Source organism: Bradyrhizobium sp. WSM4872 (assembly GCF_055811715.1).
On sequence record NZ_JBVVPT010000002.1, the window covers coordinates 146,728 to 170,713 of the forward strand.

22 protein-coding genes are annotated in these 23,986 nt (G+C 64.8%); 11 read left to right on the top strand and 11 right to left on the bottom strand.

All coding sequences use genetic code 11. The features are described 5' to 3' along the window. Nucleotides 1-33 precede the first annotated feature (33 nt). On the top strand, nt 34-1,455 hold the full coding sequence (gene ahcY, locus AC0L3C_RS03820) for an adenosylhomocysteinase (protein ID WP_473364329.1): 1,422 nt from the start codon (nt 34-36) through the stop codon (nt 1,453-1,455). A gap of 160 nt (nt 1,456-1,615) precedes the next feature. Next, nucleotides 1,616-3,076: a flavin-containing monooxygenase gene (locus AC0L3C_RS03825; RefSeq protein ID WP_473407214.1), complete on the top strand. Its 1,461-nt coding sequence runs from the start codon at nt 1,616-1,618 to the stop codon at nt 3,074-3,076. A gap of 19 nt (nt 3,077-3,095) precedes the next feature. Here the strand turns inward: AC0L3C_RS03825 and AC0L3C_RS03830 are convergent, their stop codons facing one another. Both AC0L3C_RS03830 and AC0L3C_RS03835 read right to left on the bottom strand, forming a co-directional pair. Further along, nucleotides 3,096-4,331, bottom strand: coding sequence for a YbfB/YjiJ family MFS transporter (locus AC0L3C_RS03830; protein ID WP_473407215.1), 1,236 nt, complete (start codon nt 4,329-4,331; stop codon nt 3,096-3,098). 31 nt (nt 4,332-4,362) lie between these two features. Beyond that, nucleotides 4,363-5,073, bottom strand: a complete 711-nt coding sequence (locus AC0L3C_RS03835) for an SDR family NAD(P)-dependent oxidoreductase (protein ID WP_473407216.1) — start codon at nt 5,071-5,073, stop codon at nt 4,363-4,365. A gap of 214 nt (nt 5,074-5,287) precedes the next feature. Here AC0L3C_RS03835 and AC0L3C_RS03840 point away from each other — a divergent pair, with 214 nt between their 5' ends. Both AC0L3C_RS03840 and AC0L3C_RS03845 read left to right on the top strand, forming a co-directional pair. Continuing rightward, on the top strand, nt 5,288-6,211 hold the full coding sequence (locus AC0L3C_RS03840) for a LysR family transcriptional regulator (protein ID WP_473262048.1): 924 nt from the start codon (nt 5,288-5,290) through the stop codon (nt 6,209-6,211). 146 nt (nt 6,212-6,357) lie between these two features. Continuing rightward, a complete protein-coding gene (locus AC0L3C_RS03845; protein WP_007612486.1) occupies nt 6,358-6,513 on the top strand; it encodes a hypothetical protein in 156 nt (51 codons plus the stop codon). A gap of 89 nt (nt 6,514-6,602) precedes the next feature. Here the strand turns inward: AC0L3C_RS03845 and AC0L3C_RS03850 are convergent, their stop codons facing one another. Both AC0L3C_RS03850 and AC0L3C_RS03855 read right to left on the bottom strand, forming a co-directional pair. Further along, the gene (locus tag AC0L3C_RS03850) at nt 6,603-6,767 is read right to left on the bottom strand and encodes a hypothetical protein (RefSeq protein ID WP_473407217.1); all 165 of its coding nucleotides are present in this window, start codon (nt 6,765-6,767) and stop codon (nt 6,603-6,605) included. A 33-nt stretch (nt 6,768-6,800) separates the two neighbouring features. After that, nucleotides 6,801-7,340, bottom strand: a complete 540-nt coding sequence (locus AC0L3C_RS03855; protein WP_473407218.1) for a hypothetical protein — start codon at nt 7,338-7,340, stop codon at nt 6,801-6,803. 130 nt (nt 7,341-7,470) lie between these two features. On the opposite strand from AC0L3C_RS03855, the gene AC0L3C_RS03860 reads away from it, so the two are divergent. Then, nucleotides 7,471-7,929, top strand: a complete 459-nt coding sequence (locus AC0L3C_RS03860; RefSeq protein WP_473407219.1) for a YybH family protein — start codon at nt 7,471-7,473, stop codon at nt 7,927-7,929. A gap of 77 nt (nt 7,930-8,006) precedes the next feature. On the opposite strand, the gene AC0L3C_RS03865 is transcribed toward AC0L3C_RS03860, so the two are convergent. The 3 genes from AC0L3C_RS03865 to galE all read right to left on the bottom strand — a co-directional run bounded on the left by AC0L3C_RS03865 (nt 8,007) and on the right by galE (nt 11,678). Continuing rightward, a complete protein-coding gene (locus AC0L3C_RS03865; protein ID WP_473407220.1) occupies nt 8,007-8,708 on the bottom strand; it encodes a fumarylacetoacetate hydrolase family protein in 702 nt (233 codons plus the stop codon). 35 nt (nt 8,709-8,743) lie between these two features. Beyond that, on the bottom strand, nt 8,744-10,546 hold the full coding sequence (locus tag AC0L3C_RS03870) for an ABC transporter ATP-binding protein (RefSeq protein ID WP_473407221.1): 1,803 nt from the start codon (nt 10,544-10,546) through the stop codon (nt 8,744-8,746). 118 nt (nt 10,547-10,664) lie between these two features. Beyond that, nucleotides 10,665-11,678 (bottom strand): UDP-glucose 4-epimerase GalE, encoded by a 1,014-nt coding sequence (gene galE / locus AC0L3C_RS03875; RefSeq protein ID WP_007612473.1) that lies wholly within the window; start codon nt 11,676-11,678, stop codon nt 10,665-10,667. A 125-nt stretch (nt 11,679-11,803) separates the two neighbouring features. Between galE and AC0L3C_RS03880 the strand changes: the two genes are divergently transcribed. Continuing rightward, nucleotides 11,804-12,841 carry a glycosyltransferase family 4 protein gene (locus tag AC0L3C_RS03880; RefSeq protein ID WP_473407222.1) on the top strand — a complete coding sequence of 346 codons (1,038 nt, stop codon included), beginning with the start codon at nt 11,804-11,806 and terminating at the stop codon, nt 12,839-12,841. Nucleotides 12,842-13,063: 222 nt separating this feature from the next. Here AC0L3C_RS03880 and AC0L3C_RS03885 read toward each other — a convergent pair whose 3' ends face one another. Continuing rightward, the gene (locus tag AC0L3C_RS03885) at nt 13,064-13,594 is read right to left on the bottom strand and encodes a D-glycero-alpha-D-manno-heptose-1,7-bisphosphate 7-phosphatase (protein WP_473407223.1); all 531 of its coding nucleotides are present in this window, start codon (nt 13,592-13,594) and stop codon (nt 13,064-13,066) included. Continuing rightward, nucleotides 13,587-14,657: a lipopolysaccharide heptosyltransferase II gene (waaF, locus tag AC0L3C_RS03890; RefSeq protein WP_473407224.1), complete on the bottom strand. Its 1,071-nt coding sequence runs from the start codon at nt 14,655-14,657 to the stop codon at nt 13,587-13,589. Before waaF ends, AC0L3C_RS03885 begins: the two co-directional genes overlap by 8 nt. 159 nt (nt 14,658-14,816) lie before the next feature. On the opposite strand from waaF, the gene rfaD reads away from it, so the two are divergent. From rfaD to AC0L3C_RS03915, 5 genes are all read left to right on the top strand, one after another. After that, a complete protein-coding gene (gene rfaD / locus AC0L3C_RS03895; protein WP_473407225.1) occupies nt 14,817-15,797 on the top strand; it encodes an ADP-glyceromanno-heptose 6-epimerase in 981 nt (326 codons plus the stop codon). Nucleotides 15,798-15,808: 11 nt separating this feature from the next. After that, nucleotides 15,809-17,293 carry a D-glycero-beta-D-manno-heptose-7-phosphate kinase gene (gene rfaE1 / locus AC0L3C_RS03900; RefSeq protein WP_473407226.1) on the top strand — a complete coding sequence of 495 codons (1,485 nt, stop codon included), beginning with the start codon at nt 15,809-15,811 and terminating at the stop codon, nt 17,291-17,293. Beyond that, nucleotides 17,290-18,579, top strand: coding sequence for an O-antigen ligase family protein (locus AC0L3C_RS03905; protein ID WP_473407227.1), 1,290 nt, complete (start codon nt 17,290-17,292; stop codon nt 18,577-18,579). The genes rfaE1 and AC0L3C_RS03905 overlap by 4 nt, the downstream gene beginning before the upstream one ends. A 93-nt stretch (nt 18,580-18,672) precedes the next feature. Then, nucleotides 18,673-20,586 carry an SDR family NAD(P)-dependent oxidoreductase gene (locus AC0L3C_RS03910; protein ID WP_473407228.1) on the top strand — a complete coding sequence of 638 codons (1,914 nt, stop codon included), beginning with the start codon at nt 18,673-18,675 and terminating at the stop codon, nt 20,584-20,586. Nucleotides 20,587-20,588: 2 nt separating this feature from the next. Beyond that, nucleotides 20,589-21,809 (top strand): glycosyltransferase family 4 protein, encoded by a 1,221-nt coding sequence (locus tag AC0L3C_RS03915; RefSeq protein ID WP_473407229.1) that lies wholly within the window; start codon nt 20,589-20,591, stop codon nt 21,807-21,809. Nucleotides 21,810-21,967: 158 nt separating this feature from the next. Here AC0L3C_RS03915 and AC0L3C_RS03920 read toward each other — a convergent pair whose 3' ends face one another. Next, complete coding sequence (locus AC0L3C_RS03920; RefSeq protein WP_473407230.1) at nt 21,968-22,987, bottom strand: MraY family glycosyltransferase; 1,020 nt, start codon at nt 22,985-22,987, stop codon at nt 21,968-21,970. After that, entirely contained in the window at nt 22,984-23,943 is a 960-nt protein-coding gene (locus AC0L3C_RS03925) for a lysylphosphatidylglycerol synthase transmembrane domain-containing protein (RefSeq protein WP_473407231.1), read from the bottom strand. The genes AC0L3C_RS03920 and AC0L3C_RS03925 overlap by 4 nt, the downstream gene beginning before the upstream one ends. Nucleotides 23,944-23,986 lie beyond the last annotated feature (43 nt).

Sequence of the window (23,986 nt, forward strand, 5' to 3'; positions counted from 1 at the left end):
CGGAACGACCAATTTAACAATAGGACGCCCGCAATGAACGCGAAGCCCGGCTTCACCGATTACATCGTCAAGGACATTTCGCTCGCCGATTTCGGCCGCAAGGAGCTCTCCCTCGCCGAGACCGAGATGCCCGGCCTGATGGCCACCCGCGAGGAGTACGGCCCGAAGCAGCCGCTGAAGGGCGCACGCATCGCCGGCTCGCTGCACATGACAATCCAGACCGGCGTGCTGATCGAGACGCTGGCCGCGCTCGGCGCCGACATCCGCTGGGTCTCCTGCAACATCTATTCGACGCAGGACCACGCCGCGGCGGCGATCGCAGCCGCCGGCATTCCGGTGTTCGCGGTCAAGGGTGAGAGCCTTACCGAGTACTGGGATTATACCGCCAAGCTGTTCGACTGGCACGGCGGCGGTCACCCGAACATGATCCTCGACGACGGCGGCGACGCCACCATGTACGTCCACCTCGGCCTGCGCGCCGAGAACGGCGACACCAAGTTCCTGGACAAGCCGGGTTCGGAAGAAGAGGAAGTCTTCTTCGCGCTTTTGAAGAAGCAGCTCAAGGAGAAGCCGAAGGGCTACTTCGCCGAGATCGCCAAGAGCATCAAGGGCGTTTCCGAAGAGACCACCACGGGCGTGCATCGTCTCTATGACATGCAGAAGGCCGGCACGCTGCTATGGCCGGCCATCAACGTCAACGACAGCGTCACCAAGTCGAAGTTCGACAACCTCTATGGCTGCCGTGAATCGCTGGTCGACGGCATCCGCCGCGGCACCGATGTGATGATGTCGGGCAAGATCGCGATGGTCGCGGGCTTCGGCGACGTCGGCAAGGGTTCGGCCGCCTCGCTGCGCCAGGCCGGCTGCCGCGTCTTGGTTTCCGAAGTCGATCCGATCTGCGCGCTGCAGGCGGCGATGGAAGGCTATGAAGTCGTGACCATGGAAGATGCCGCGCCCCGCGCCGACATCTTCGTCACCGCGACCGGCAACAAGGACATCATCACGATCGAGCACATGCGCGCGATGAAGGATCGCGCCATCGTCTGCAACATCGGTCACTTCGACAACGAGATCCAGATCGCGGGTCTGCGTAACCTGAAATGGACCAACATCAAGCCGCAGGTCGACGAGATCGAATTCCCCGACAAGCATCGCATCATCATGCTGTCGGAAGGCCGCCTCGTGAACCTCGGCAATGCGATGGGCCATCCGTCCTTCGTGATGTCGGCCTCCTTCACCAACCAGACGCTGGCGCAGATCGAGCTTTTCGCCAACAACAAGGACGGCAAGTACAAGAAGGAAGTCTACGTGCTGCCGAAGTCGCTCGACGAAAAGGTGGCGCGCCTGCACCTCGCCAAGATCGGCGTCAAGCTGACTGAGCTGCGCAAGGACCAAGCCGACTACATCGGCGTCAAGCAGGAAGGTCCGTACAAGTCGGACCATTACCGCTACTGATCCGCTGATCACATCGATCATCGACGCAGAGCCCCGGAGCGATCCGGGGCTTTGTTGTTGTTGAGTGCGACGCACGTGTTTCCTCGCGGTTGTGTTAGAGCCGATTGCTAGTTGACGAGGGATCGTCCCGGTCAGACAATCGTTGACAGCGGAGGAAACAATGGCTCAAGACCATTTCGACGTGCTGATCGTCGGTGCCGGCCTGTCCGGCATCGGCGCGGGCTATCACCTTCAGACCAAATGCCCGGACAAGAGCTACGTCATCCTCGAGGGGCGCGACTGCATCGGCGGCACCTGGGACCTGTTTCGCTATCCGGGCGTCCGCTCCGACAGCGACATGTTCACGCTCGGCTATTCTTTCAAGCCGTGGACCGATCCGAAGGCGATCGCCGATGGCGCGCAAATCCTCAACTACGTTCGCGAAACCGCAGCCGAGAACGGCATCGAGAAGCACATCCGCTTCCACCATCGTGTCAAGCGTGCGGCGTGGTCGACGAGTGAGGCGCGCTGGACCGTCGAGGCCGAGCGCATCACCGGCGAGGGCGCTACCGAAATCGTGCGCTTCTCCTGCAATTTCCTGTTCATGTGCTCGGGCTATTACAAATACGAGGCAGGATACACGCCGGAGTTTCCGGGCGTCGCCGATTTCGCCGGCCGCATCGTGCATCCGCAGAAATGGTCCGACGACATCGACTGCGCGGGCAAGCGCGTCGTCGTGATCGGCTCGGGCGCGACCGCGGTGACGCTGGTGCCTGAGCTCGCCAAGACCGCCGCGCAGGTCACCATGCTGCAGCGCTCGCCGACCTATGTGGTATCGCGCCCGGCGCAGGATCCCGTCGCCAACAAATTGCGGCGCAATCTGCCGACGCGGCTTGCCTATCATCTGATCCGCTGGCGAAACGTGATGTGGGGGATGTTCTTCTTCCAGCTCAGTCGGCGACGCCCTGCGAAGGTCAAGGAGCTGGTTCTCAAGGGCGTGCAGATGGCGCTCGGCCCCGATTACGACGTCGCGACCCATTTCACGCCGCGCTACAATCCCTGGGACCAGCGGCTCTGCCTCGTGCCGGATGGCGACCTGTTCAAGGCGATCCGCGAGCAGCGCGCCTCCGTGGTGACCAAAGAGATCGACATGTTCACCCACGGCGGTATCCGCCTGAAGGACGGCAGCGAGCTTGCGGCGGACATCATCGTGACCGCGACGGGACTGGTGCTCCAGGTCGTCGGTGGGTTGGAGGTGAGCGTCGACGGCCGCGCCGTCGATTTCGCCAATACGCTGACCTACAAAGGCATGATGTATGCCGACGTGCCCAACATGGCCTCCGCCTTCGGCTACACCAACGCATCATGGACACTGAAATGCGACCTCACTTGCGAATATGTCTGTCGGCTCGTCAACTACATGGACCGGCACAATTTTCGGCAGTGCATGCCGCATAATGACGATCCCACGATCACGGCGCAGCCGTCGCTCGATTTCACCTCGGGTTATGTGCAGCGCTCGGTCACAAAGATGCCGAAGCAAGGCTCGAAGCAGCCGTGGCGGCTCTACCAGAACTACGCGCTCGACATCGTCTCCTTGCGGTTCGGCCGGATCGACGACGGCGTGATGCAATATTCCTGATCGCGACGACCTCAGCGTTCTAAGCGTTGCGCGTGGTAAGCGGCAGGGCAAGATCAATCGCGAGTGCGAGCACCACGGCGCCACCGCCCAGCGCGAACAGGACGAGATAATCGCCGCCGGTCTGCGCGTAGATCCAGGAGAAGCCGTAGGCCGCGGCCGCCTGGAACAGCGCAAAGCTGGTCGTGGCATGGCTCCACGTCCTGCGCTGCTGCTCGGCAGAATGGGGGACCAGCTCATGGATACGTCCGAGCACGAGCGGTACGATGCCGGGTGTGAAGCCGCCGACCACCACGCTCGACACGATCAGCGAGAGAGGCGCGGTACTGACGGTCGGGAGCAACACGGCGGCCGCTTCGATCAGGAAGGCGGCGCGTAGCGCGGGTCCAAACCCAGCGCGATCGCCGAGATGACCTGTGACCAGGGGGCCGACGATTGCGCCAAGGCCGTAGAGCACCCAGTAGTGCGATCCCGCGGCAATACCTTGGCCGAGGCCGCGCGCGACGAAATCGACGATGAAGACCATGTGCGGCACCAGCGCCACCGCGTTGAGGCCGTATTGGACGAGCAAGCCGCGAATGGCGGGCGAAGCGTGCTTCGCCCGCTGCGACGACACGGTATCGGTCTTGGCCTCGGCAGGCCAGTTCCACCAGCTCACCAGCGTGAGCGTGCCCGAGACCACGCCAAGACCATACCAACTCTGTTGCAAGCCTTGCTGCAGCAATAGCGGCACCAGCGTGCCCGATGCGGCGACACCGAGCCCGACACCGGCAAAGATCACGCCGCCGACCACGCCGGGCTTCGCGGCCGAGGTATGGGGCAGAATGACGGAGGCCGCCAGCACCATGATGATTCCGCCGGTGAGCCCCGACAGGAAGCGCCAGGCGAAAAACCAGGTGAACGACACCGGGGTTGAGCTGGCAAAAAAAGAGAGGGTCGCGAGCAGCATCATCGCCCGCAAAGCGCGAACGGCGCCGATGCGCGCGGCCACGGTCCGCGCCGCGAGCGCGCCGGCGAGATAGCCGGCCAGGTTCGCTGCACCGAGATAGACGACGTCGGACGGGTCGAACCATTTTGCGGCGATCAGAGCCGGGATCAGCGGCGTGTAGGAAAAGCGCGCGAGGCCAAGTCCGACCAGCGATGCTGACAATCCGGCTACCGCATATCGCCAGGTTTGCTGTGAAGAAATGTCTGATGTCGAACCCGACCGCTGATGCGGTCGGGGATGAACTTGCTGCTTGGCATCTGCGTCTGTCATGTCGTCCTCGTGCGCGCGAAGGCGCTAGCGTTCAGTGGCCCGCGCTCTGGCCGCCGTCGACATGCAGGATTTCGCCGGTGACGAAGGAGGCGCCCTCGAGATAGAGCACGGCATCGACGATGTCGGACATCTCGCCCATATGGCCGACAGGATGCAGCGCATCGAGCTGGGCGTGCGTCGCGACGGGATGCATCGGCGACTTGATGATGCCGGGCGACACCGCGTTCACGCGGATACCGCGCTTGGCATATTCGATCGCGAGCGACTTGGTCGCGGCGCTCAACCCGCCCTTGCTCAGCGAGGCTAGCACCGAGGGCACGTTCGAATTGGCCTGGTCGACCAGCGTGGTTGTGATCTGGACAACGTGGCCGGACCCCTGCTTCTCCATCTCGGCGATAGCGAGCTGCGTGACGTGGAAGAAGCCCGCGACGTTGGTACCCATCACCGCCGCATAGTCCTCCGCCGTGTACTGCGTGAACGGCTTTGCGACGAAAATGCCGGCGTTGTTGACCAGCGTGTCGACGCGGCCGAAGCGGGCGACGGCTTGCGAGACCACCCGCTCGGCAGTGTTCCGGTCGGCGATGTCGCCGGCAATGGCGAGGACTTCGTCATCGCCCGACGGCTTGATGGAGCGCGCTGTCGCGACGACGCGATAATTTCGATCGCGAAAACCCTGGACCAGGGCGGCACCGATGCCCTGCGAGGCACCGGTGATGATGGCAACCTTCTGCTCGATACCCATGATTGGCTCCTGTTGTTGGCTTTCAGAACCTGCGCCAGCGACGGCTGGCTTGGCGGATGAGGTACGCCGCAGCGGGCCGGCTGCGAATATGCGCTGTCCGGCAGACACTCTTTCGCGGCGCGAACGAATGCCGGGCCGACGCCCGGCAGTGGTTGTCGCAGCGGGAGCGAACGCCTAGCTTGCATTCGGAGCTCGATGGGCTGGTGGGAAACGCATGGATCGTCTGGATGCGATGAAGGTGTTTGTCCTTGCGGTGGACGAGGGAAGCCTTGCCGCTGCGGGCCGCAAGCTCGGCCGTTCGCCGGCGGCGGTCAGCCGCGCCATTGCTTTCCTGGAGCAGCGGGTCGGTGCCGAGCTGCTGCACCGGACCACACGCTCCATCAAGCTGAGCGAGGAGGGCGAGCGCTATGTCGCGGTCTGCAGGCGCGTGCTCACCGAGTTGGAGGAGGCCGACGACATCGCAGCCGGGCCGCGCACGGCGCCCCGCGGTTTGCTCACGATCACTGCTCCGGTGGTGTCGGGTGAGATGGTGCTGCGGCCGATCCTCGATGCGTTTCTCGATGCCTATCCGACCGTGTCGGCAAAACTCCTGCTGTTCGATCGTGCGGTCAATCTGATCGAGGAGGGGGTCGACGTCGCGCTTCGCATCGGTCATCTCGCGGATTCAGCGATGGTCGCGATGCGGGTCGGCGAGATCAGCCGCGTCGTGGTGGCATCACCGCGCTATCTGAAGCAGCACCCGCGCATCACCGAGCCCGGCGATCTCGCCAAGCACCAGATCGTCGCGATGGCCCATCTCCCCAATTCCTGGACCTTTGCACCGCAGGCCGGGTCGTCGGCAGCCCGCACGGTACAGTTCACGCCGCGCCTTGTCGTCAACAGCACCTATGCGGCGGTGGCCTCGGCCGTCGCCGGCCGCGGTGTGGCGCGAATGTATTCGTACCAGGTGGGTGAGCAGGTCGCGCGCGGCGAGCTCGAGATCGTGCTGCCCGGCGACGAGGATCCCGAGATGCCCGCGCATTTGATCTGTCCGCAGGGCCGGCTCTCGGTGCCGAAGGTGCGGACCTTCACGGACTTTGCGGTGCCGCGGCTGAAGAAGCAGTTTGCTCGGCTCAAGAAGGGCATCACTGCGCGGTGAGCCGCTGCGCGCACGGGCAATGCGTTGTTTTGCGTATACGGCCGCTAGGCTGAATCAGCCATATTGCCCGAACGGTTAACGCCGGATTAACCGCGGAGTCCTAGCCTGTCTCGGCCGGGGTTACTTGCAAGGCCGAGGTGAGCCCAATGGAAGCCCAGAGAATCGCGGTCGACGCCGTCGTCGCGTTGACCGATTGCGACCGCGACGCCGTCATCGCGTTTATCCGCCGCCTGTATCTCGCCGGCGTCACCGACCCCAAGCGCCTGACCTTCAAGGGTCTCCAGGCCCTGTCACGGGCGTGATCAGGGCCCCGTACGATCTATTACTGGACGGTTGGATCGCTGATCCGGATTGACGTGACACGGTCCGCCTGCACTTCGAATGAGAAGGGCTATGGGTGATAGGTCCAGAGCTCGGTCTTCTCCAGCCCGCTCGGCCCGACATGGAAGGGGCCGCCGAACTGCGCCATCAGTTTCTCGGTGCTGTCGCCGAGATTGATGTGGTTGAAGCTGTAGCCGGGAGCGGGTGCCGGCCCGCTGACCTGAAGCGCGATCACGCGGTCGTGCTGTCGGCGCTGCGATGATCGCGTCTAGTGATGGTGCTTGTGTGCTTCGGAGCTATCGGGGCGTTGGTAACCGCGCAGCTCCGCGTATCGCTGCATTTGGCTCTGATCGAGCAAGGCGGTTGTCGACAGATGATATTTGAGGTGGCTTTCGCGGAGCAGTGCCTGGGTTTCCGAAATGGCAACGAGGGTCGCCTTGAGTGACTCCGATGTCACGACGCGGGCAGAGAAGAGCCGGTCCAACTCCGTTTCCTGCTCGACCAGCTTGTTACCCAGCGGGACCGCCTCTTGCTTCATGGCCTCGAACAGGCGCTGAACCCGGATGCGCTGATCCGCGGTCAAGTCAAGCCGGTCACCGAACTCAAGAACATGGCTCGGACCGGGATATCCGTTGAGCTCGGCGGCAAGCGCCAGGCCCATGCCACGTCCGGCTCGAAGATCGTCGATCTGCTGGTGCGATAGCGCCTTGATGGGGCGCTGCTCAAGGCCGGCATAGGGCTGACCGGACTGCGCGCTGGCTGCATTGCACGAAACGACAAGTGCGGCCGCAAGGAGAAGGCGTCTCATGAGTCTGGCTCCATGAAATCGGCCCGGTTCGTCGATCGATCTCCACCGGTGCTCTCCACATATCTTGCTGGACGGTTCGCCTCATGGCAACAAGATTGCCACGATTGAGTTGCCGAACATGGAGCAGGCGATGGCCTCCTTGCCGACCGCGAATGCTGAGATCACGCAGTTCTTTCGTCACTGGCTGGAGACCTTCGCGGGCTATGTCCGCGAGGTCGACTATGCTTCGGCGCGGCCGCTCTTCCATCCGGATGTGCTGGCCTTCGGCACGCGCAACGACATCATTCCCGGCCTCGACCAATGGGTCACCACGCAATGGGACAACGTCTGGCCCAAGACGGCCGACTTCCGTTTCGTCATCGACCAGGCCTCGATCCTGGCATCGTCCGATGGCACGATGGCGACCGTGATCGTGCCGTGGACGAGCACGGGCTATCATCCCGACGGCAGCGCGTTTCCGCGCCCCGGCCGGGCCACGATGGTGTTTTCAAGATATGGCGATAGCTGGCTCTGCGCGCATTCGCACATGTCGCTCAATCGGGGTGTGCCGCAGACAAGCCACGCCGATCGGCCGGTGAAGGCCTGGTAGATCGGCATCGTCCGCCAGCGAAATGCAAAAGGCCCCGGACATGCCCGAGGCCTTCTTAGTTAGAGCCGTCGTGAGCCTTACTCCGGCTGGCCGATCGAGACCTTCAGCGTGCCGACGCCGTCGACGCCGCATTCAAGCTTGTCGCCGGGCTGGAGCTGCGACACGCCGGCCGGCGTGCCCGTCATGATGATGTCGCCGGCGGCGAGCTTCACCTGCTGCGAGAGCTGCCAGATGATCTCGGGCACGTTCCAGATCAGCTCGGTGAGGTCGCCTTTCTGCGCTTCCTTGCCGTTGACCGTGAGCCAGATCTTGCCCTTGGTGGGATGGCCGATTTTCGATGCCGGCTGCACCGCGGAGCAGGGCGCCGAATAGTCGAACGACTTGCCGACCTCCCACGGACGCTCCTTCTTGCGCGAGGCGATCTGCAGGTCACGGCGGGTCAGGTCGATGCCGACGGCATAGCCGTAGACATGGTCGAGCGCCTTGTCGGCGGAAATGTTGAGGCCGCCGCTCTTCATCGCGACGATCAGCTCGACCTCGTGATGCAAATCCTTGGTTAGGGGCGGATAGGGAATGGTGGCGCCGTCGGGCACCAGCATGTCGGCGTGCTTGGCGAAGAAGAACGGCGGGGCGCGCTCGTCATTGCCCATCTCGCGGATGTGCTCGAGATAGTTGCGGCCGACGCACCAGATGCGGCGCACGGGATAACGCCCGCTTTCCCCGACGACGGGAAGAGAAGCCTGGGCCGGAAGCGGGATGACGTAGGAGGCGGCGTTCATGGTGCGATCTCGCTGCTCTTAAGGTGAAGGGAACTCTATGCGGTTGCGCTGATCGGCGCCAGAGCGCCGGCGACGTGATGTTGCAGGCGGAAGAACGAGGCGTAGCGCCCGCCGCGGCGGAGCAGCTCGTCATGCCGGCCTTGCTCGACGATCTCGCCGCCCTCGACCACCAGAATCGCATCGGCGTGCATGATGGTGTGCAGGCGATGTGCGATCACGATGGTGGTGCGGTTCTGGCAGAGATGCTCGATCGCCTCCTGCACCTGCCGCTCGGACTCAGAATCGAGCGCGGCGGTGGCTTCGTCGAGCAGGATGATCGGCGCGTTCTTGATCAGCGCGCGCGCGACCGCGATGCGCTGGCGCTGGCCGCCGGACAGCTGCGTGCCGTGCTCGCCGACGGGCGTGTCGTAGCCGAGCGGGAAGCCCATGATGAAATCATGCGCACAGGCTGCTTTCGCAGCATCGATGATTTGGTCTTCGGTCGCGCCCGCGCGGCCGAAGGCGATGTTGTTGCGGATGGTGTCGCGGAACAGATAGACGTCCTGGCCGACATAGGCGGTCTGGGCCCGCAGCGATTTTCGCGAGACGGCGCCGATCGACTGGCCGTCGATCACGATGTCGCCTTGCGTCACCTCGTAGAAGCGCAGCAGCAACCCCAGCACGGTCGATTTGCCGCCGCCGGAGGGGCCGACCAATGCGGTGACCTTGCCGGGCTCGGCAACAAAACTCATGCGGTTAAGGACGGTCTCACCGTTGCGATAGGAGAAGCTGACGTCGCGCAGCTCGATGCGTGCGTTCGAGAGTTTCAGCGCCGGCTTGTCGTCGTCGGAATGCTCGCTCGCGGGGCTGTCGACGACTTCGAGCAGCATGCGGGCGCCGACGAGCTGGCTGTTGAGATCGATGTTGAGCCGCGCCAGCCGCTTGGCCGGCTCGGTCGCCATCAGGAAGGCGGTCATGAAGGAAAAGAACGCGCCGGGCGTGGCGTTGAGCGCGACCACGCTATAGCCGCCGTAAAGCAAACAGCCAGCGACCGCGAAGCCGCCGAGCATCTCCATCAGCGGATTGGAGCGGTTGGCGACGCGGGCCATCTTGTTGGCGTTGCGCTCGACGATCGCGATATTCTCGTCGATGCGGTTCTGCATGGTGTCTTCGAGCGTGAACGCTTTCACCGTGCGGATGCCCTGCAGCGACTCCTGCATCGTCTCCAGGATGTCGGCGGTGCCGGTGAACTGGTTGTAGGCGAGCCCCTTGATGCGCTTGACCAGCTTGCGCAGCACCAGCATCGCCGGCGGCACCGCGACGAGGCCGATGAACGACATCACCGGATCCTGCCACACCATCACGCCGATCATGGCGAGCAGCATCATGAGGTCGCGCCCGACCGCATTGACCAGCATGTTGAGGACATCGGTGATGGACTTTGCGCCAGCTGTCAGCCGCGCCAGAAATTCCGACGAATGCCGCTCGGAGAAGAATCCGACGCTCTCGCGCATCAGCTTGGCGAACAGCTGGCGCTGGTTGGTGGCGAGGATCGCGTTGGAGATGTTGGTCAGGATCACCATGTGTCCGTAGGTCGCCACGCCCTTGATGAAGAGCAGGATCACCGTGATGCCCGAGAACATCGCGATGCCCGGGATGTTCTTGTCGACATAGGCCTGGTTGATGACCTGGCCGAGCACGTAGGTCGCGCCCGCGGTCGATCCGGCGGCAAGCGCCATCAGCGCGAAGGCGACGAGGTAGCGCCGCCAGTAGATGATCCCCTGTTCCGTGACCAGGCGGCGAATCAGGACCGCTGCCGCATAGGGATCGTCGGTGATTTTCTTTGGAAACTGAGCCATCCGCAGTCCATTGACGGCACAGGAATAAGCCTGCCCGCGCGTCAGGGATCGAACGGCCTCTGTGCCCGCTAAGCCAGCGCTTTTCAAGCCCAATTAAGGGCTTGCGCCCGGATGGAATCTAGGCCGAGGCGGCGTGGCGGAGCTCGCCGTGACGCTCGCGGAACAGCTTGTCCTCCCAGGCCAGCGCATGGGCTGCGATGGTCTCGAGGTCGTCGTATTGCGGCTTCCAGTCGAGCAGGCCGCGGATGCGGCTGGTGTCGGCGACCATGGTCATGATGTCGCCGGGCCGGCGCGGGGCGTATTGCACGGCGAAGCTGCGGCCCGAGACACGGCGCACCGCGTCGATGGTCTCCAGCACCGAGTAGCCGCGGCCATAGCCGCAATTGAGCGTCGTCGAGGCGCCGCCGTTGCGCAAATAGGCGAGCGCCGAGCGATGCGCCTGCGACAGGTCCGTGACATGGATGAAGTCGCGGATGCAGCTGCCGTCCTGGGTCGGATAGTCGGTGCCGAACACGTCGATCTTGGCGCGCTGGCCGGTCGCGGCTTCCACCGCGATCTTGAGCAGATGCGTGGCGCCGACGGTGGCAAGGCCGATGCGGGCCTGCGGATCGGCACCCGCAACGTTGAAATAGCGCAGGGTCACGTATTGCATGCCGTAGGCGGCGGCGACGTCGTGCAGCATGATCTCGGTCATCAGCTTCGACGAACCGTAGGGCGACAGCGGTCGCGTCGGCGCATGCTCGGGCACCGGCACCTGGTCCGGATCGCCGTAGACCGCCGCGGTCGAGGAGAAGATGAAGCGGTCGATGCCGCGCTTGACCGCGACGTTGAGCAGGTTGCGCGCGGTCGTGAAATTGTTGCGGTAATAGCCGAGCGGATCGCGCATCGAATCCGGCACGACCACCGAGCCCGCGAAATGGATGATGCTCTCGATGTTGTGCTGGGCGATCACGCCTTCGAGCAGGTTCTCGTCGCCGGCATCGCCAATGAACAGCGGCACGCCTTCGGGCAGATAGGCCGAGAAACCGGTGGAGAGATCGTCGATCACGACGACGTCCTCGCCAGCTTCCGCCAGCGCCAGAACCGTATGGCTCCCGATATAGCCGGCACCGCCGGTGACAAGCACAGTCATGATCTCACCCGTCTTCGATCAACGCTCCAAGCTAACGTTTACGTGGTGAAGAGTGGGTATCGGCGCGGCTGAACTGGTCACTATGCTTAATGTTGCGTATAGGGACTTTCGAAACGGAGCGTGGCGTGGCGAATTCCCCAAGCGATCTCGAAGTGATCGTGCCAAATCTGCACAGGCGCTATTCCGGGGTCACCGCGACCAACCGGATGGTGGCGCCGCGGCTGGCAAAGCTCTATCGCGCCGCGTGGTTCGGCTCCGACGCGCCGGAGGGCATCGCGCGCCTGGGCGGTGCCGATCTCCTGAGATTGTGGCGCCGCAAGGCGCCGGTGATCTGGCACGCGCGCCGCAACAACGAGATGATCGCGGGCGTGCTGTTGCGCGCGCTCGGCTGGCCGCTCAAGCTCGTCTTCACCTCGGCGGCGCAACGCCATCATAGCTGGATCACGCGCTCGCTGATCCGGCGCATGGAGGCGATCATCGCGACATCAGATCTTTCGGCTTCGTTCCTGAAAGTGAAGGCGACGGTGATTCCGCACGGCGTCGACACCGCCGTCTATGCGCCGCCGGCGGATCGCGCTGCGGCCTTCGCGGAAGCCGCGCTGCCGGGCCGCTACGCGATCGGCTGCTTCGGCCGTGTACGTGCGCAGAAGGGCACCGATGTGTTCGTCGATGCGATGTGCCGCCTGCTGCCGCGCTATCCGGATTTCACCGCTGTCATCGTAGGCCAGGTCACACCCGAGCAAACCGCTTTTGCAAACGACCTGAAGAAGCGGATCGAGGCCGCCGGCCTGCAATCGCGCATCGTCATCACCGGCGAGCTGCCGATCGAAGACGTGCAGCGCTGGTATCAGCGGCTGACCATCTACGCCTTCACCTCGCGCAACGAAGGTTTTGGCCTGACGTTGATCGAGGCGATGGCGGCCGGCAGCGCGCTGGTCGCCGCGCGCGCCGGCGCGGCCGAACTCGTCGTCGAGGATGGTGTGACCGGCGTGCTGATCCCGACCGGTGATGCGGATGCGCTGGCTGCAGCGCTGGAGCCGTTGATGCGTGACGTGGCCGCCGCGAACGCTATGGGTGAGCGCGGGCGGGCACGGGTGCTCGAACGATTCAGCCTCGATGCCGAGGCAGCCCGGATCGGTGAGGTCTATCGGCCACTGCTCTGAGCGAGCGGAGAAAATATATGCCCATGCACTAGTCGGGCAGCGGAATCCATGGCTTGGCGGCCTGCGCAATGCAAATGCGGATTTTCGAACTTGTTTGAGCCGTCGGACGAGACACTGCAAGTAGATGGCATTGTAGATTGTGCGCGACCCCCTCGGATACACTCCGGCACGGCACCCGTTGACGTTCTTTCTCGGCTCGATGTCCCGCCGGATCGCCGCGGTCTACGGTCGCGTGGTCCGGGCGAGCACCTCGGTCACGAACGCGTCGAGGTCGCCGCCTGGAAAGAGAAAGCCCGGCAGTCCAAGCGCCTTGCCGGCCTCGATGTCCCGAGCCTGATCTCCGATTACGAAGCTTCCGTCGAGTTGCACCGGCCAGTGCTGGATGAGATCGTGCAACATACCGGGTGCGGGCTTGCGCCAATCATGCTCTCCGATGTAGCCGGCGACCGTTCCTTGCGGATGGTATGGACAGAAGCGGATGTCATCGATCCGCGCGCTGTCACGGGCGAGCTCGGCGCACATCCAGCCGTGCAGCCGGTTCACGTCGGCGTCGGTGAAGAGGCCGCGCGCGACGCCGGACTGGTTGGTGAAGACGAATACCCAATAGCCGGCCTCGTTGAGGCGGCGAATGGCCCTGGCAACGTTGGGCATCCAGCGGATGCGGTCTTGCGTGCCGATATAGCCATCGTCACGGTTGATGACGCCGTCGCGATCGAGGAATGCGGCGGGCTTCGCCGCGCGGCCGTCAGACATTTCCAAGTCCCTGCGTCCTCGCCAGCACGTCTCTTGCGATCTCGACCACGTCTTGCGCCGGGATATCTCGCATGCAGCGGTGGTCGTTCATCTTGCAGATCGTGCTCTGGCAGGGTTGGCAGGAGAGCACGCTCTTGTGCTGCACCACGGTCGCGGCGAGGCCGTTAAGGGGGGCCCAGAGATAGGGGCTGGTCGGGCCGAAGATGCCCATGGTCGGCGTGCCCAGGGCGGCTGCGATGTGCATCAGGCCGGAATCGTTGGAGATCGCGACGCCGGCCGCAGCCATGGCCAGCACGCCGTTGCGCAGATCCTTGCCGGTGAGGTCCCGGACCCCGGCGCCGCCGGCCCCGACGATCTCCTGGGCCAAGCCCTTTTCCCCGGGGCCGCCGACCACCCAGACCTCGAGGCCGCGCTCGGCGAGCAAGCGGGCGGCCTCGGGATAGTAGGTCCAGCGCTTTGAGACCCCGACCGAGCCGGGGGCGAGCGCTACCGCAGCGCCTGCGCTGAGGCCGTTAGCCTGCCGCCAGCGGACGATGTCCTCGGCCGGGACCCGCAACTGCGGCACCGGCCATTCCGGCCGCAGCGGGGCGCCATCGGGCCGGGCGAGGGCGGCGTTCTTGTCGATGAAGCGGGGCAGCTTCTTTTCGCCCCAGCGCCAGCGGTTGAGCAGGCCGAACCGGAATTCGCCGACGAAGCCGACCCTTTCCGGAATCCCGGCCAAAGCGGGCGCGATGGCGGCCTTCCAGGTCCGGGGCAGCACCAGGGCGGTGCCGTAGTTCCGCTCGCGCAGGAGCTTCGCCAGGCCGAGCTGGCGGCCCACGGCGAGCCGGCCGCGCGGCAGGTCCCAGACGATCGCATCGCGCACGCCGGGCATGTAATCGACCAGGGGGGCACACAGGGAGGTCGTGAGCAGATCGACCGGCCGGTTCGGCCAGCGCTCGTTCAGGACCCGCACGACGGTGTGATTCCGGACGAAATCGCCGATCCACATGTAGGGCACGATCAGGATCGGGCGCGTGTCGCTCCGATCTGCCTCGCCACTAAGTTGCGAATCTTGGTTCATTCGTTAATAAGGCCGAAGGTGCGCTGATGTGGCGCTTCGGTTAGCCGCTCCGGGCCGGCAGGTAAAGCCGGCTGAGCGGCCATCCCAAAACCGCTTACACTTTAGAGGATCATGCGCTAGGGCAAGATCGGGTCGCAAACATCGGGCAGGCTAGGTGAAATGTTGCTGGTGACCGGCGGGGCCGGTTTTATCGGATCGAATGTCCTCGCCGCGCTGAACGAGGCCGGCCGCAGCGACGTCGTCGTCTGCGATCTCCTTGGCACCGAGGGCAAATGGCGCAATCTCGCCAAGCGGCAGCTTGTGGATATCGTGCCGCCGGCTGAACTGCCGGACTGGCTGAAGGGCCGCAAGCTCGATGCCGTGATCCATCTCGGGGCGATATCCGCGACCACTGCGACCGACGGCGACCTGGTGTTCGAGACCAATTTCCGCCTGTCGATGCGCCTCCTGGACTGGTGCACGGCGAATGCGGTGCCGTTGATCTACGCCTCCTCGGCGGCGACCTATGGCGACGGCGAGGCAGGATTTGACGACGATGTCTCGGTCGCTGCGTTGAAGAAACTGCGGCCGATGAACCTCTACGGCTGGAGCAAGCACCTGTTCGATCTCGCCGTCGCCGAGCGCGCAGCGAAGGGCGAGAAGCTGCCGCCGCAATGGGCCGGGCTGAAATTCTTCAACGTGTTCGGCCCCAACGAATACCACAAGGGCTCGATGATGAGCGTGCTGGCGCGGCGCTTCTACGACGTCAAAGCGGGCCGCGTCGTGCAATTGTTCAAGTCGCATCGCGAGGGCATCGCGGACGGCGACCAGCGCCGCGATTTCATCTATGTCGACGACGTCGTGCGCGTGATCATGTGGCTGCTGGCAACGCCCTCGGTGTCCGGCATCTTCAATGTCGGCACCGGCAAGGCGCGCAGCTTCAGGGATCTGATGCTGGCGGCTTATGCCGCGCTCGGCGCCAGCCCCAACATCGAATACATCGACATGCCCCAGCAGATCCGCGGCAGCTACCAGTACTTCACCCAGAGCGAGGTCGATCGCCTCCACCGCGCCGGCTATAATGGCGGCTTCACGACGCTCGAGGACGCAGTGAAGGCCTATGTCGGGGATTATCTCGACCGGCCCGACCGCTTCCGCTGAGGCCCATCATCATGCCGACGCCCATTCTCGATTTCGATGCCCTCGCGCAAGCCATCTCGGGCCGCACGGTCCTGTGCATCGGCGACATCATGCTGGACGAGTTCGTCTATGGCGAGGTGTCGCGGATCTCGCCGGAAGCGCCGGCGCCGGTCATCGCGGCACAGCGCAGCGAGATCCATGTCGGCGGTGCCGGAAACGTCGCGCGCAACGTCGCCGCGCTCGGCGCGCGCTGCATCTTCGTCGGCCTCGTCGGCGAGGACGATGCGGGCAGGCAGCTCGCCTCGACGCTTGCGGAGCAGGGCGCAATCGAAAGCGTTCTGGTGTGTGATCCCTCGCGTCCGACCACGCGAAAAGTCCGTTTCGTCTCCGAGCATTTTTCCACGCACATGCTGCGTGCGGATTGGGAGCAGGCACAGCCTGCTTCCGATACGATCGAGACCAAGCTGATTGAAGCGATCTTGCCGCAGATCGCGCGCGCCGACGTCGTGTTGCTGTCCGACTACGCCAAGGGGGTGCTGACCGCCCGCGTCATCCGCCACACCATCGACGCCGCGCGAAAACTCGGCAAGCCCGTGATCGTCGATCCCAAGAGCCTGAACTGGGCGATCTATCGCGGCGCCACGCTGCTCACGCCCAATCGCAAGGAGTTTTCGGAAGCGACCCGAAGCCGCGCCGACACGCCGCAGAGCATCGTCGATGCCAGCGAGGACGTGATGCGGCTCGCCGACTGCGAAGCGATCCTGGTCACCCAAGGTGAGCACGGCATGACGTTGGTGCCGCGCAACGGCGAGGCCGTTCACGTTCCGGCGTTCCCGGTCAAGGTGCGCGACGTTTCCGGCGCCGGCGACACCGTCGCCGCGGCACTCGCGGTGTCGCTGGCCACGGGCGCGGACTGGGACACGGCGCTTCGCATGGCCAGTGCCGCGGCCGCCGTCGCCGTCGGCAAGCAGGGCACCGCAAGCGTGAGTGCGGCCGAGCTGAAGCGAAAGATATTGCCGCATGCCTATCTCGCGGCCGAAGAGAAGATCGTGCTCGAGCCTGGTGCGCTCGACGCGCAGCTCGCGGAATGGAAGAAGCAAGGCCAGCGCGTCGGCTTCACCAATGGCTGCTTCGACATCCTGCATCCCGGCCACGTCAAGGTGCTGACAGCGGCGCGCTCCGCCTGCGACCGCCTGATCGTGGGCCTCAACAGCGATGCCTCGGTGCGGCGGCTGAAGGGCGCCGACCGCCCCGTTCAGGACGAGCGAGCGCGTGCCGAAGTGCTGGCGGCACTCGAAGCCGTCGATCTCGTGGTTATTTTCGATGAGGATACGCCGATCGACCTGATCATCCGCATCAAGCCGAGCGCGCTGGTCAAAGGGGGCGATTACAGCCGCGAGCAGGTGGTCGGCCACGAGGTCGTCGAGGCCGCGGGCGGGACGGTCGTGCTGGTCGACATTCTCCAGGGCTTCAGCACGACGGCGCTGGTTCATCGCGCGCGGGGAGGGGGCAAGTGACGACGCTCGCGGGGGAGACGACCGGCCAGGTGCTGTGGCGGCGTCTGCGCAGTCCGGCGGCCTGGTCCGAGACGGTCGATCTGTTTGCGATCCTGACCGCGGCCTCGCTGCCATGGTCGACGTCGCTTGCGGCGATATTCAATGTCCTGATGCTGATCTGCATGGTGCCCTTCCTTGATGTCAGGGCATTTCTGCAGTCGCTGAAGCGCCCGATCTCGGCAGCGCCGATCGCGCTGTTCCTCCTCGCGCTGCTGGGAACGCTGTGGTCGGATGTCGCCTGGGGCACGCGCTTCTATGCCGTCGGTCCAACCGTCAAGCTACTCGTAATTCCCGTCCTGCTGTATCATTTCGAGCGTTCGGCGCGCGGGCACTGGGTCTTCATCGCCTTCCTGGTATCCTGTGCGTTGCTGTCCGTGATGTCGTGGCTGGTGGCCTTCTACCCCGGCCTGTCGCTGAAACCCGGTGATCCGCTCGAGCGTGGCATCTTCGTCAAGAACTACATCGACCAGAGCCAGGAATTTACCCTCTGCGCGATCGCGCTGGCCTATCCGGTCGTGGCGCTGCTGCGCGACAAGCGCTACTGGCTCGCGGGGGGGGTGACGGCCCTGGCGCTCAGCTTCTTCGTCAATATGGCCTTCGTGGTGGTGTCCCGTACCGCGCTCCTCACCGTACCGATCATGGTCGCCGTGTTCGCGTTGCTGCACCTGACCCGGCGCAGCATCGCGATCATCTCCGCCGTCCTGCTCGCCGGTGCCGCACTCGCCTGGCAGGCCTCGCCGCAATTGCGCAAGACCGCGGACACGTTTTCCAGGGACTATCGGCTTTTCACCCAGCAGAAAGTCCCGACCTCCATGGGCGAGCGACTTGTGTACTGGCAAAATTCAATTCATTTTTTTGCGCAAGCTCCAGTCGCAGGGCACGGCACGGGGTCCGGTTATGAGCTGTTCGAGAAGGTTTCCAAGGGCGAGGAATGGGTCCAGGGGGTCAGGGTCTTTCCCAATCCGCATAACCAGACGCTGCATGTCGCCGTGCAATGGGGCGTCATCGGCATCGCGGTTCTCTATACGATCTGGATCGCGCACCTGCTGTTGTTTCGCGGCCATGGCATTGCCAACTGGATCGGCCTGCTGGTCGTGATCCAGAACGTCTTCACCTCCCTATTCAACTCCCATCTGTTCGATTTTCACGAAGGCTGGATGTACGTCATCGGCGTTGGCGTTGCCGGCGGCATGGCGATCCGGGCCGGCGCGGCGCGGCGCGGCGAGGTGGGGGAAAACGGTTCCTGAGCCGCCGCACGGCCGGCAAGGCCTGACTGGCAACTCTTGCCGAGATGGGCTATCAGCGCGGTCAGGTTGAACCTAACTGGATTTTCATCGGTCGTGACGCGGCTCTCGCATCTCACTTTGCGCAATCTCCTGATCGCGCTCCACGACCTGCTGGCGACCGCGGCGGCGCTGTTTGCCGCCTTATATGTGCGCTTCGAGGGCGGCGACGGCTTCTTCGATCGCCTGCCGCTGCTGATCCAGATCCTGCCCTATTTCCTCGCCTTTAGCGTAGTCGTGTTCTTCGTCTTCAACCTGACCACGACGAAATGGCGCTTCATCTCGCTGCCCGACGCGTTGAACATCATCCGCGTCGCCACCGTGCTGACGGTTGCACTCCTGGTGCTCGACTACATCTTTGTCGCCCCCAACGTCCGCGGCGCCTTCTTCCTCGGCAAGGTGACCATCGTCCTCTATTGGTTCCTCGAGATCACCTTCCTCAGCGCATTGCGCATGGCCTACCGCTATTTCCGCTATACGCGGGTTCGGCGTCACGCCCGTACCGGAGATGCCGCGCCGACGCTGCTGATCGGCCGCGCCGCGGACGCCGAGGTGCTGTTGCGCGGAATCGAGAGCGGGGCGATCAAGCACATCTGGCCGGTCGGTGTGCTCTCGCCGTCGAGTTCCGATCGCGGCCAGTCCATCCGCAACGTCCCTGTCCTGGGCGGCGTCGACGACATCGAGGATGTCATCGCCGACTTCACCAAGCGCGGCAAGGGAATCGCGCGCGTCGTGATGACGCCGACGGCGTTCGAGCCGGAGGCCCACCCCGAATCGATCCTGATGCGGGCGCGCAAGCTCGGCGTGATCGTGAGCCGCATGCCCTCGCTCGAGAGTGGCGATACGCCACGGCTCATGGCCGTCGCCGTCGAGGACCTGCTGCTGCGGCCGAGCGAAAAGATCGACTATGCGCGGCTCGAGGCCCTGATCGAGGGCAAGGCGGTGATCGTTACCGGCGGGGGCGGCTCCATCGGTTCCGAGATCTGCGAGCGTGTCGTCGCGTTCGGCGCCGCGCGCCTTCTGATCGTGGAAAATTCCGAGCCGGCACTCTACGCGATCACGGAAGCGCTCGCGGTGCTCGGCAGCGCTGCTTCGATCGAAGGGCGGATCGCCGACATCCGAGACCGTGAGCGCATCGTGCGCCTGATGGCCGAGTTCAAGCCGGACATCGTGTTCCATGCCGCGGCGCTCAAGCACGTGCCGATCCTCGAACGCGACTGGAGCGAGGGGGTCAAGACCAACATTTTCGGTTCGATTAACGTCGCCGATGCAGCGCTTGCTGCCGGCGCCGAGGCCATGGTGATGATCTCGACCGACAAGGCGATCGAACCGGTGTCGATGCTCGGCCTGACCAAGCGTTTCGCCGAGATGTATTGTCAGGCGCTCGACCACGATCTTGCGGCCGCGGCCGGCGGCGCCAAGCCGCCGATGCGGCTGATCTCGGTCCGGTTCGGCAACGTGCTGGCGTCGAACGGCTCGGTGGTGCCGAAGTTCAAGGCGCAGATCGAGGCCGGCGGGCCGGTGACGGTCACGCATCCCGACATGGTCCGATACTTCATGACCATCCGCGAAGCCTGCGACCTCGTCATCACCGCGGCGGCGCATGCGCTCGGAACGCAGCGTCCCGACGTGTCGGTCTACGTGCTCAACATGGGCCAGCCGGTCAAGATCGTCGACCTCGCCGAGCGCATGATCCGCCTCTCCGGGCTGCAGCCCGGCTACGACGTCGATATCGTGTTCACGGGCATGCGGCCGGGCGAGCGCCTGCACGAGATCCTGTTCGCCTCGGAGGAGCCGACCCGCGAGATCGGCGTCGCCGGCATCATGGCCGCGCAGCCGAACGAGCCGCCGATGCAGACCCTGCGCAAATGGATCACCGCGCTGGAGCAGGCGATCGCGCGCGACGACCGGGCCACCATCAGGACCATCCTGAAGGATGCGGTCCCGGAATTCGGGTCGACCGCGGCCTGACCATGCAATCCGAAGGCAAGATCGTGGTCGCGAGCCAGCACTATCCACCGGATCCCAGCACGACAGCGGCGATCATGGCCGAGATTGCCTACCGTCTCGCCAGCGAGCACAAGGTCGTCGTGCTGTCGGGCTCGCCCGGCGTGTTGCCGTCCTCGCAGACCGGACCGGGCAAGCCGCGCATCGTCGCCATCAAGAACCGCATGGCGGGCAAGGCGGCGCTGCTGCGTCGCGGCGCGGCCGAACTGCTGTTCGTCACGCGCATCTTCCTTGCGTTGATGCGCGAGCTGCGGCCCGGTGACGTCGTGGTCACCGTCACCGCGCCGTTCATGCTGCCCTACGCGGTCGCAGCGGCAGCACGGCTGAAGCGCGCGCGCTCGGCGCTGATCCTGCACGACCTGTTCCCCGACGTGCTCGTGACGGCGGGGATTCTGAAGCCCGGTTCGATCGTGACCCGAGCGATGCGCGCTGCCAACGCCCTGATGTTCCGCGCGCTCAATGCCGTCATCACCATCGGGCGCGATGCGGAGCGGCCGCTGCTGAGATATCGCGGCATGACGCGAAACAAGATCCGTTTCATCCCGAACTGGGCGACACTCGTTCCCGCGGTGCGGCCGGTGACAGAGGACAATCCATTTCGCAAGAAGCTTGCGGCCCGCTTCGTCGTCGGCCTGTCCGGAAATCTCGGCTTCACGCACGATCCGGAGATCGTGTTCGAGGCGGCGCGCCTGCTGAGGGACGAACCGGACATTCACTTCCTGCTCTCCGGCTGGGGCATCGGCTTCGAGCGCCTGAAACAGTTGCAGGGGGCCTCGAATCTGCCCAATATCACCTTCGTGGCGCGTGTCGAGGATGCCGAGCTCGAGACGTTTCTGGCGGCTGCCGACGTCTGGATCATTCCGTATCGAAAGGATGTTGCCGGGGTGTCGGTGCCGAGCCGCTTCTACAATTTGCTGGCGGTTGGTCGTCCCGTCGTGCTGGTCTCCGAACCCGAGGCCGAGGCCGCGCTGACCGTCGTGGAAAGCGGGCTCGGCTGGGTCGTGCCGCCGGGCCGTTCCGACCATCTGGCCGCAGTGATCCGTGCGGCGTCCAGTTGCGGCGACCGTGCCATGGCGGAGCGCGCGGTCAAGGCCGCAGCGAGATTCGATCGGACCAAAGCGATGAACGCCTATGCCGCCCTGATCGAGGAATTGTTGCGCAACCCCGAAATGGCGGAGCAACGATGAGCGCGCGAATCGGTCGTGCTGGCGCATTGCGCAGCCCGCGAACGAAAGCGACATGAAGATCTCGATGATCGGCCTGGCGCTGCTCCGTGGCGCAGCGCCAAGGCATTCGCACTACCGCAGGTTACGCTCGACGAACGCCCGTGCCTCGCACTGACGGTTCAGGACGCCTGAGGCCGCGCGAATCGTCGCAGCACGAATCCGACTGCGATTGCACCGGCCAGCGCCGCTGCGATCGTGATCGCCGTCGCACTAGCACGAATCGTGACAACGGCAAGCAGGGCAAGCACGAGATTGAGAGCGAAGACCTCGCCAATCACCCGCGGGACCGTGAAACCATTGTCGGTGGCGCGCTGGTAGAAATGCGAGCGATGCGCCGACCAGAATTGCTCGCGCCTTGCGATGCGCCGGAACAGCGTGATGGTGGAATCCACGAGGTAATAGGCCGGCAGCAACAGCGCCGCGGCGGGCTGCCCGCGCCAGGCGAGCTCGAGCAGGCACCAGCCGAGCAAAAGGCCGATCGGCAGGCTGCCGACATCGCCCAGGAAGACTTTCGCGACCGGCTTGTTGAACGGCGCAAAGCCGAGCATGGCGCCGCACAGCGCCGCGGCGATCAGCGCGGCCGGCCACGACACATCGCCGAGCAGTCCCAGCAGCAGCAGCGCGGCGGTGACGGGCACCACTTCCGCCACCGTCATCAGGTCGAGCCCGTCCATGAAATTGACGAGGTTCACGAACCACACGCCCGCCAGCAGGATGAGTCCGCGCTCCAGCGCGAGCGGCAGCGCCGGCACGATGCGCGCGGTCTCGGGCGTGGTGAACACGACGGCGCCGACAGCTGCGGCCTGCAGCACGAGGCGCACGAGCACCGGCAGCGACTTGATGTCGTCGGCAAATCCGACCACGGCGATCAAGACCGTTGCAGCGATCAGCGCCGGCGGAATCGCGATGTTCGCCCAGGCTGCCCAGGATGATGCGACCAGCAGCGTCGCTGATATCACGGCGATGCCCGCACCCTGCGGGGTCGGGATGCGATGAGAGGACCGCGCGTTGGGCCGCGCCAATGCGTAACGCTGGAGCAGGGGACGGCTGGTCCAGGTGATGACGCCCGACACCAGCGCGGCAATCGCAACGGCAAGCAGCGAGGGTACGGCGCCGAGCGCGTCAACGGCCGCGTTCACTCCGGTACCCCGAGCGGCGCCGATCCCTGCGCGGCTTTCTCCGCGCTGAGGATCCAGACCAGGCCGCCGATCGCGCCGACGATGAAGTACACGACGCCGAACAGCAGCGAGACGTTGACCCCCTCGTTGGCGGCCAGCCCCGCGAAGCCGAACGCGAGGCTCATGGTGGCTTCACGCACGCCCCAGCCGGCGATCGAGATCGGCATCATCGTGATCAGCATCACCGGCGGCACCAGCATAAAGACGTCGCTGAAGCCGACCGGCGCCGCTATCGACTGCACGACGCACCAGGCGACCACGACGGCCAGCACATGCACGGCGAGCGACAGGATCACGACGGCTGGTCCGCGCGAGCGGCTGAAGATCACGCGGTTGGCGATCACGGCACAGGCGTGGATGTGATGCGTGGCCCACCAGGTTCTCAGCCAGTGCCATTTCAGCGCGCCGAAGACCAGGAAGCCGAGACCACCCGCGAGCGCCGCGAGGTCGACGAGCAGCAGCGCCGAGCGCCCGTGTGGATCGGCGATGAGGCTGTAGCTCCAGGGCAGGCTCGCGACGATGATGATCGCGAGCGCGATCAAACCGATCGCGCGATCGACGAAGATCGAGTAGGTCGCAGCGCGCCAGCCGGCGCCGGCGCGCGCGACGAGCCACAGCCGGACCGCATCGCCGCCGATCGCCGAGGGCAGGGTCTGGTTGAAGAACGATCCGATCACGTTGTAGCGCATGGCCCGGCCGAGCTCGAGCGGGGCGCCGCATGTGTCGCTGACCTCGCGCCAGCGCAACACGCCGACGAAGATTTGCAGGAACGCGACCGCGATCGCCAAGCCGATCCAGAACAGGCTGGTCACGGTGAAGCGCGAAAACAGTTCGGACAGATCGACCTTGCGCAGCGCCAGGTAGAGCAGCGCTCCGGAAATCAGGATCTTGGCCGTCGACAGCAGGATTCGGCGCATTTCGCCCGCATGAACCAGGGTTTTGAAGCAACCCGACGCAAGG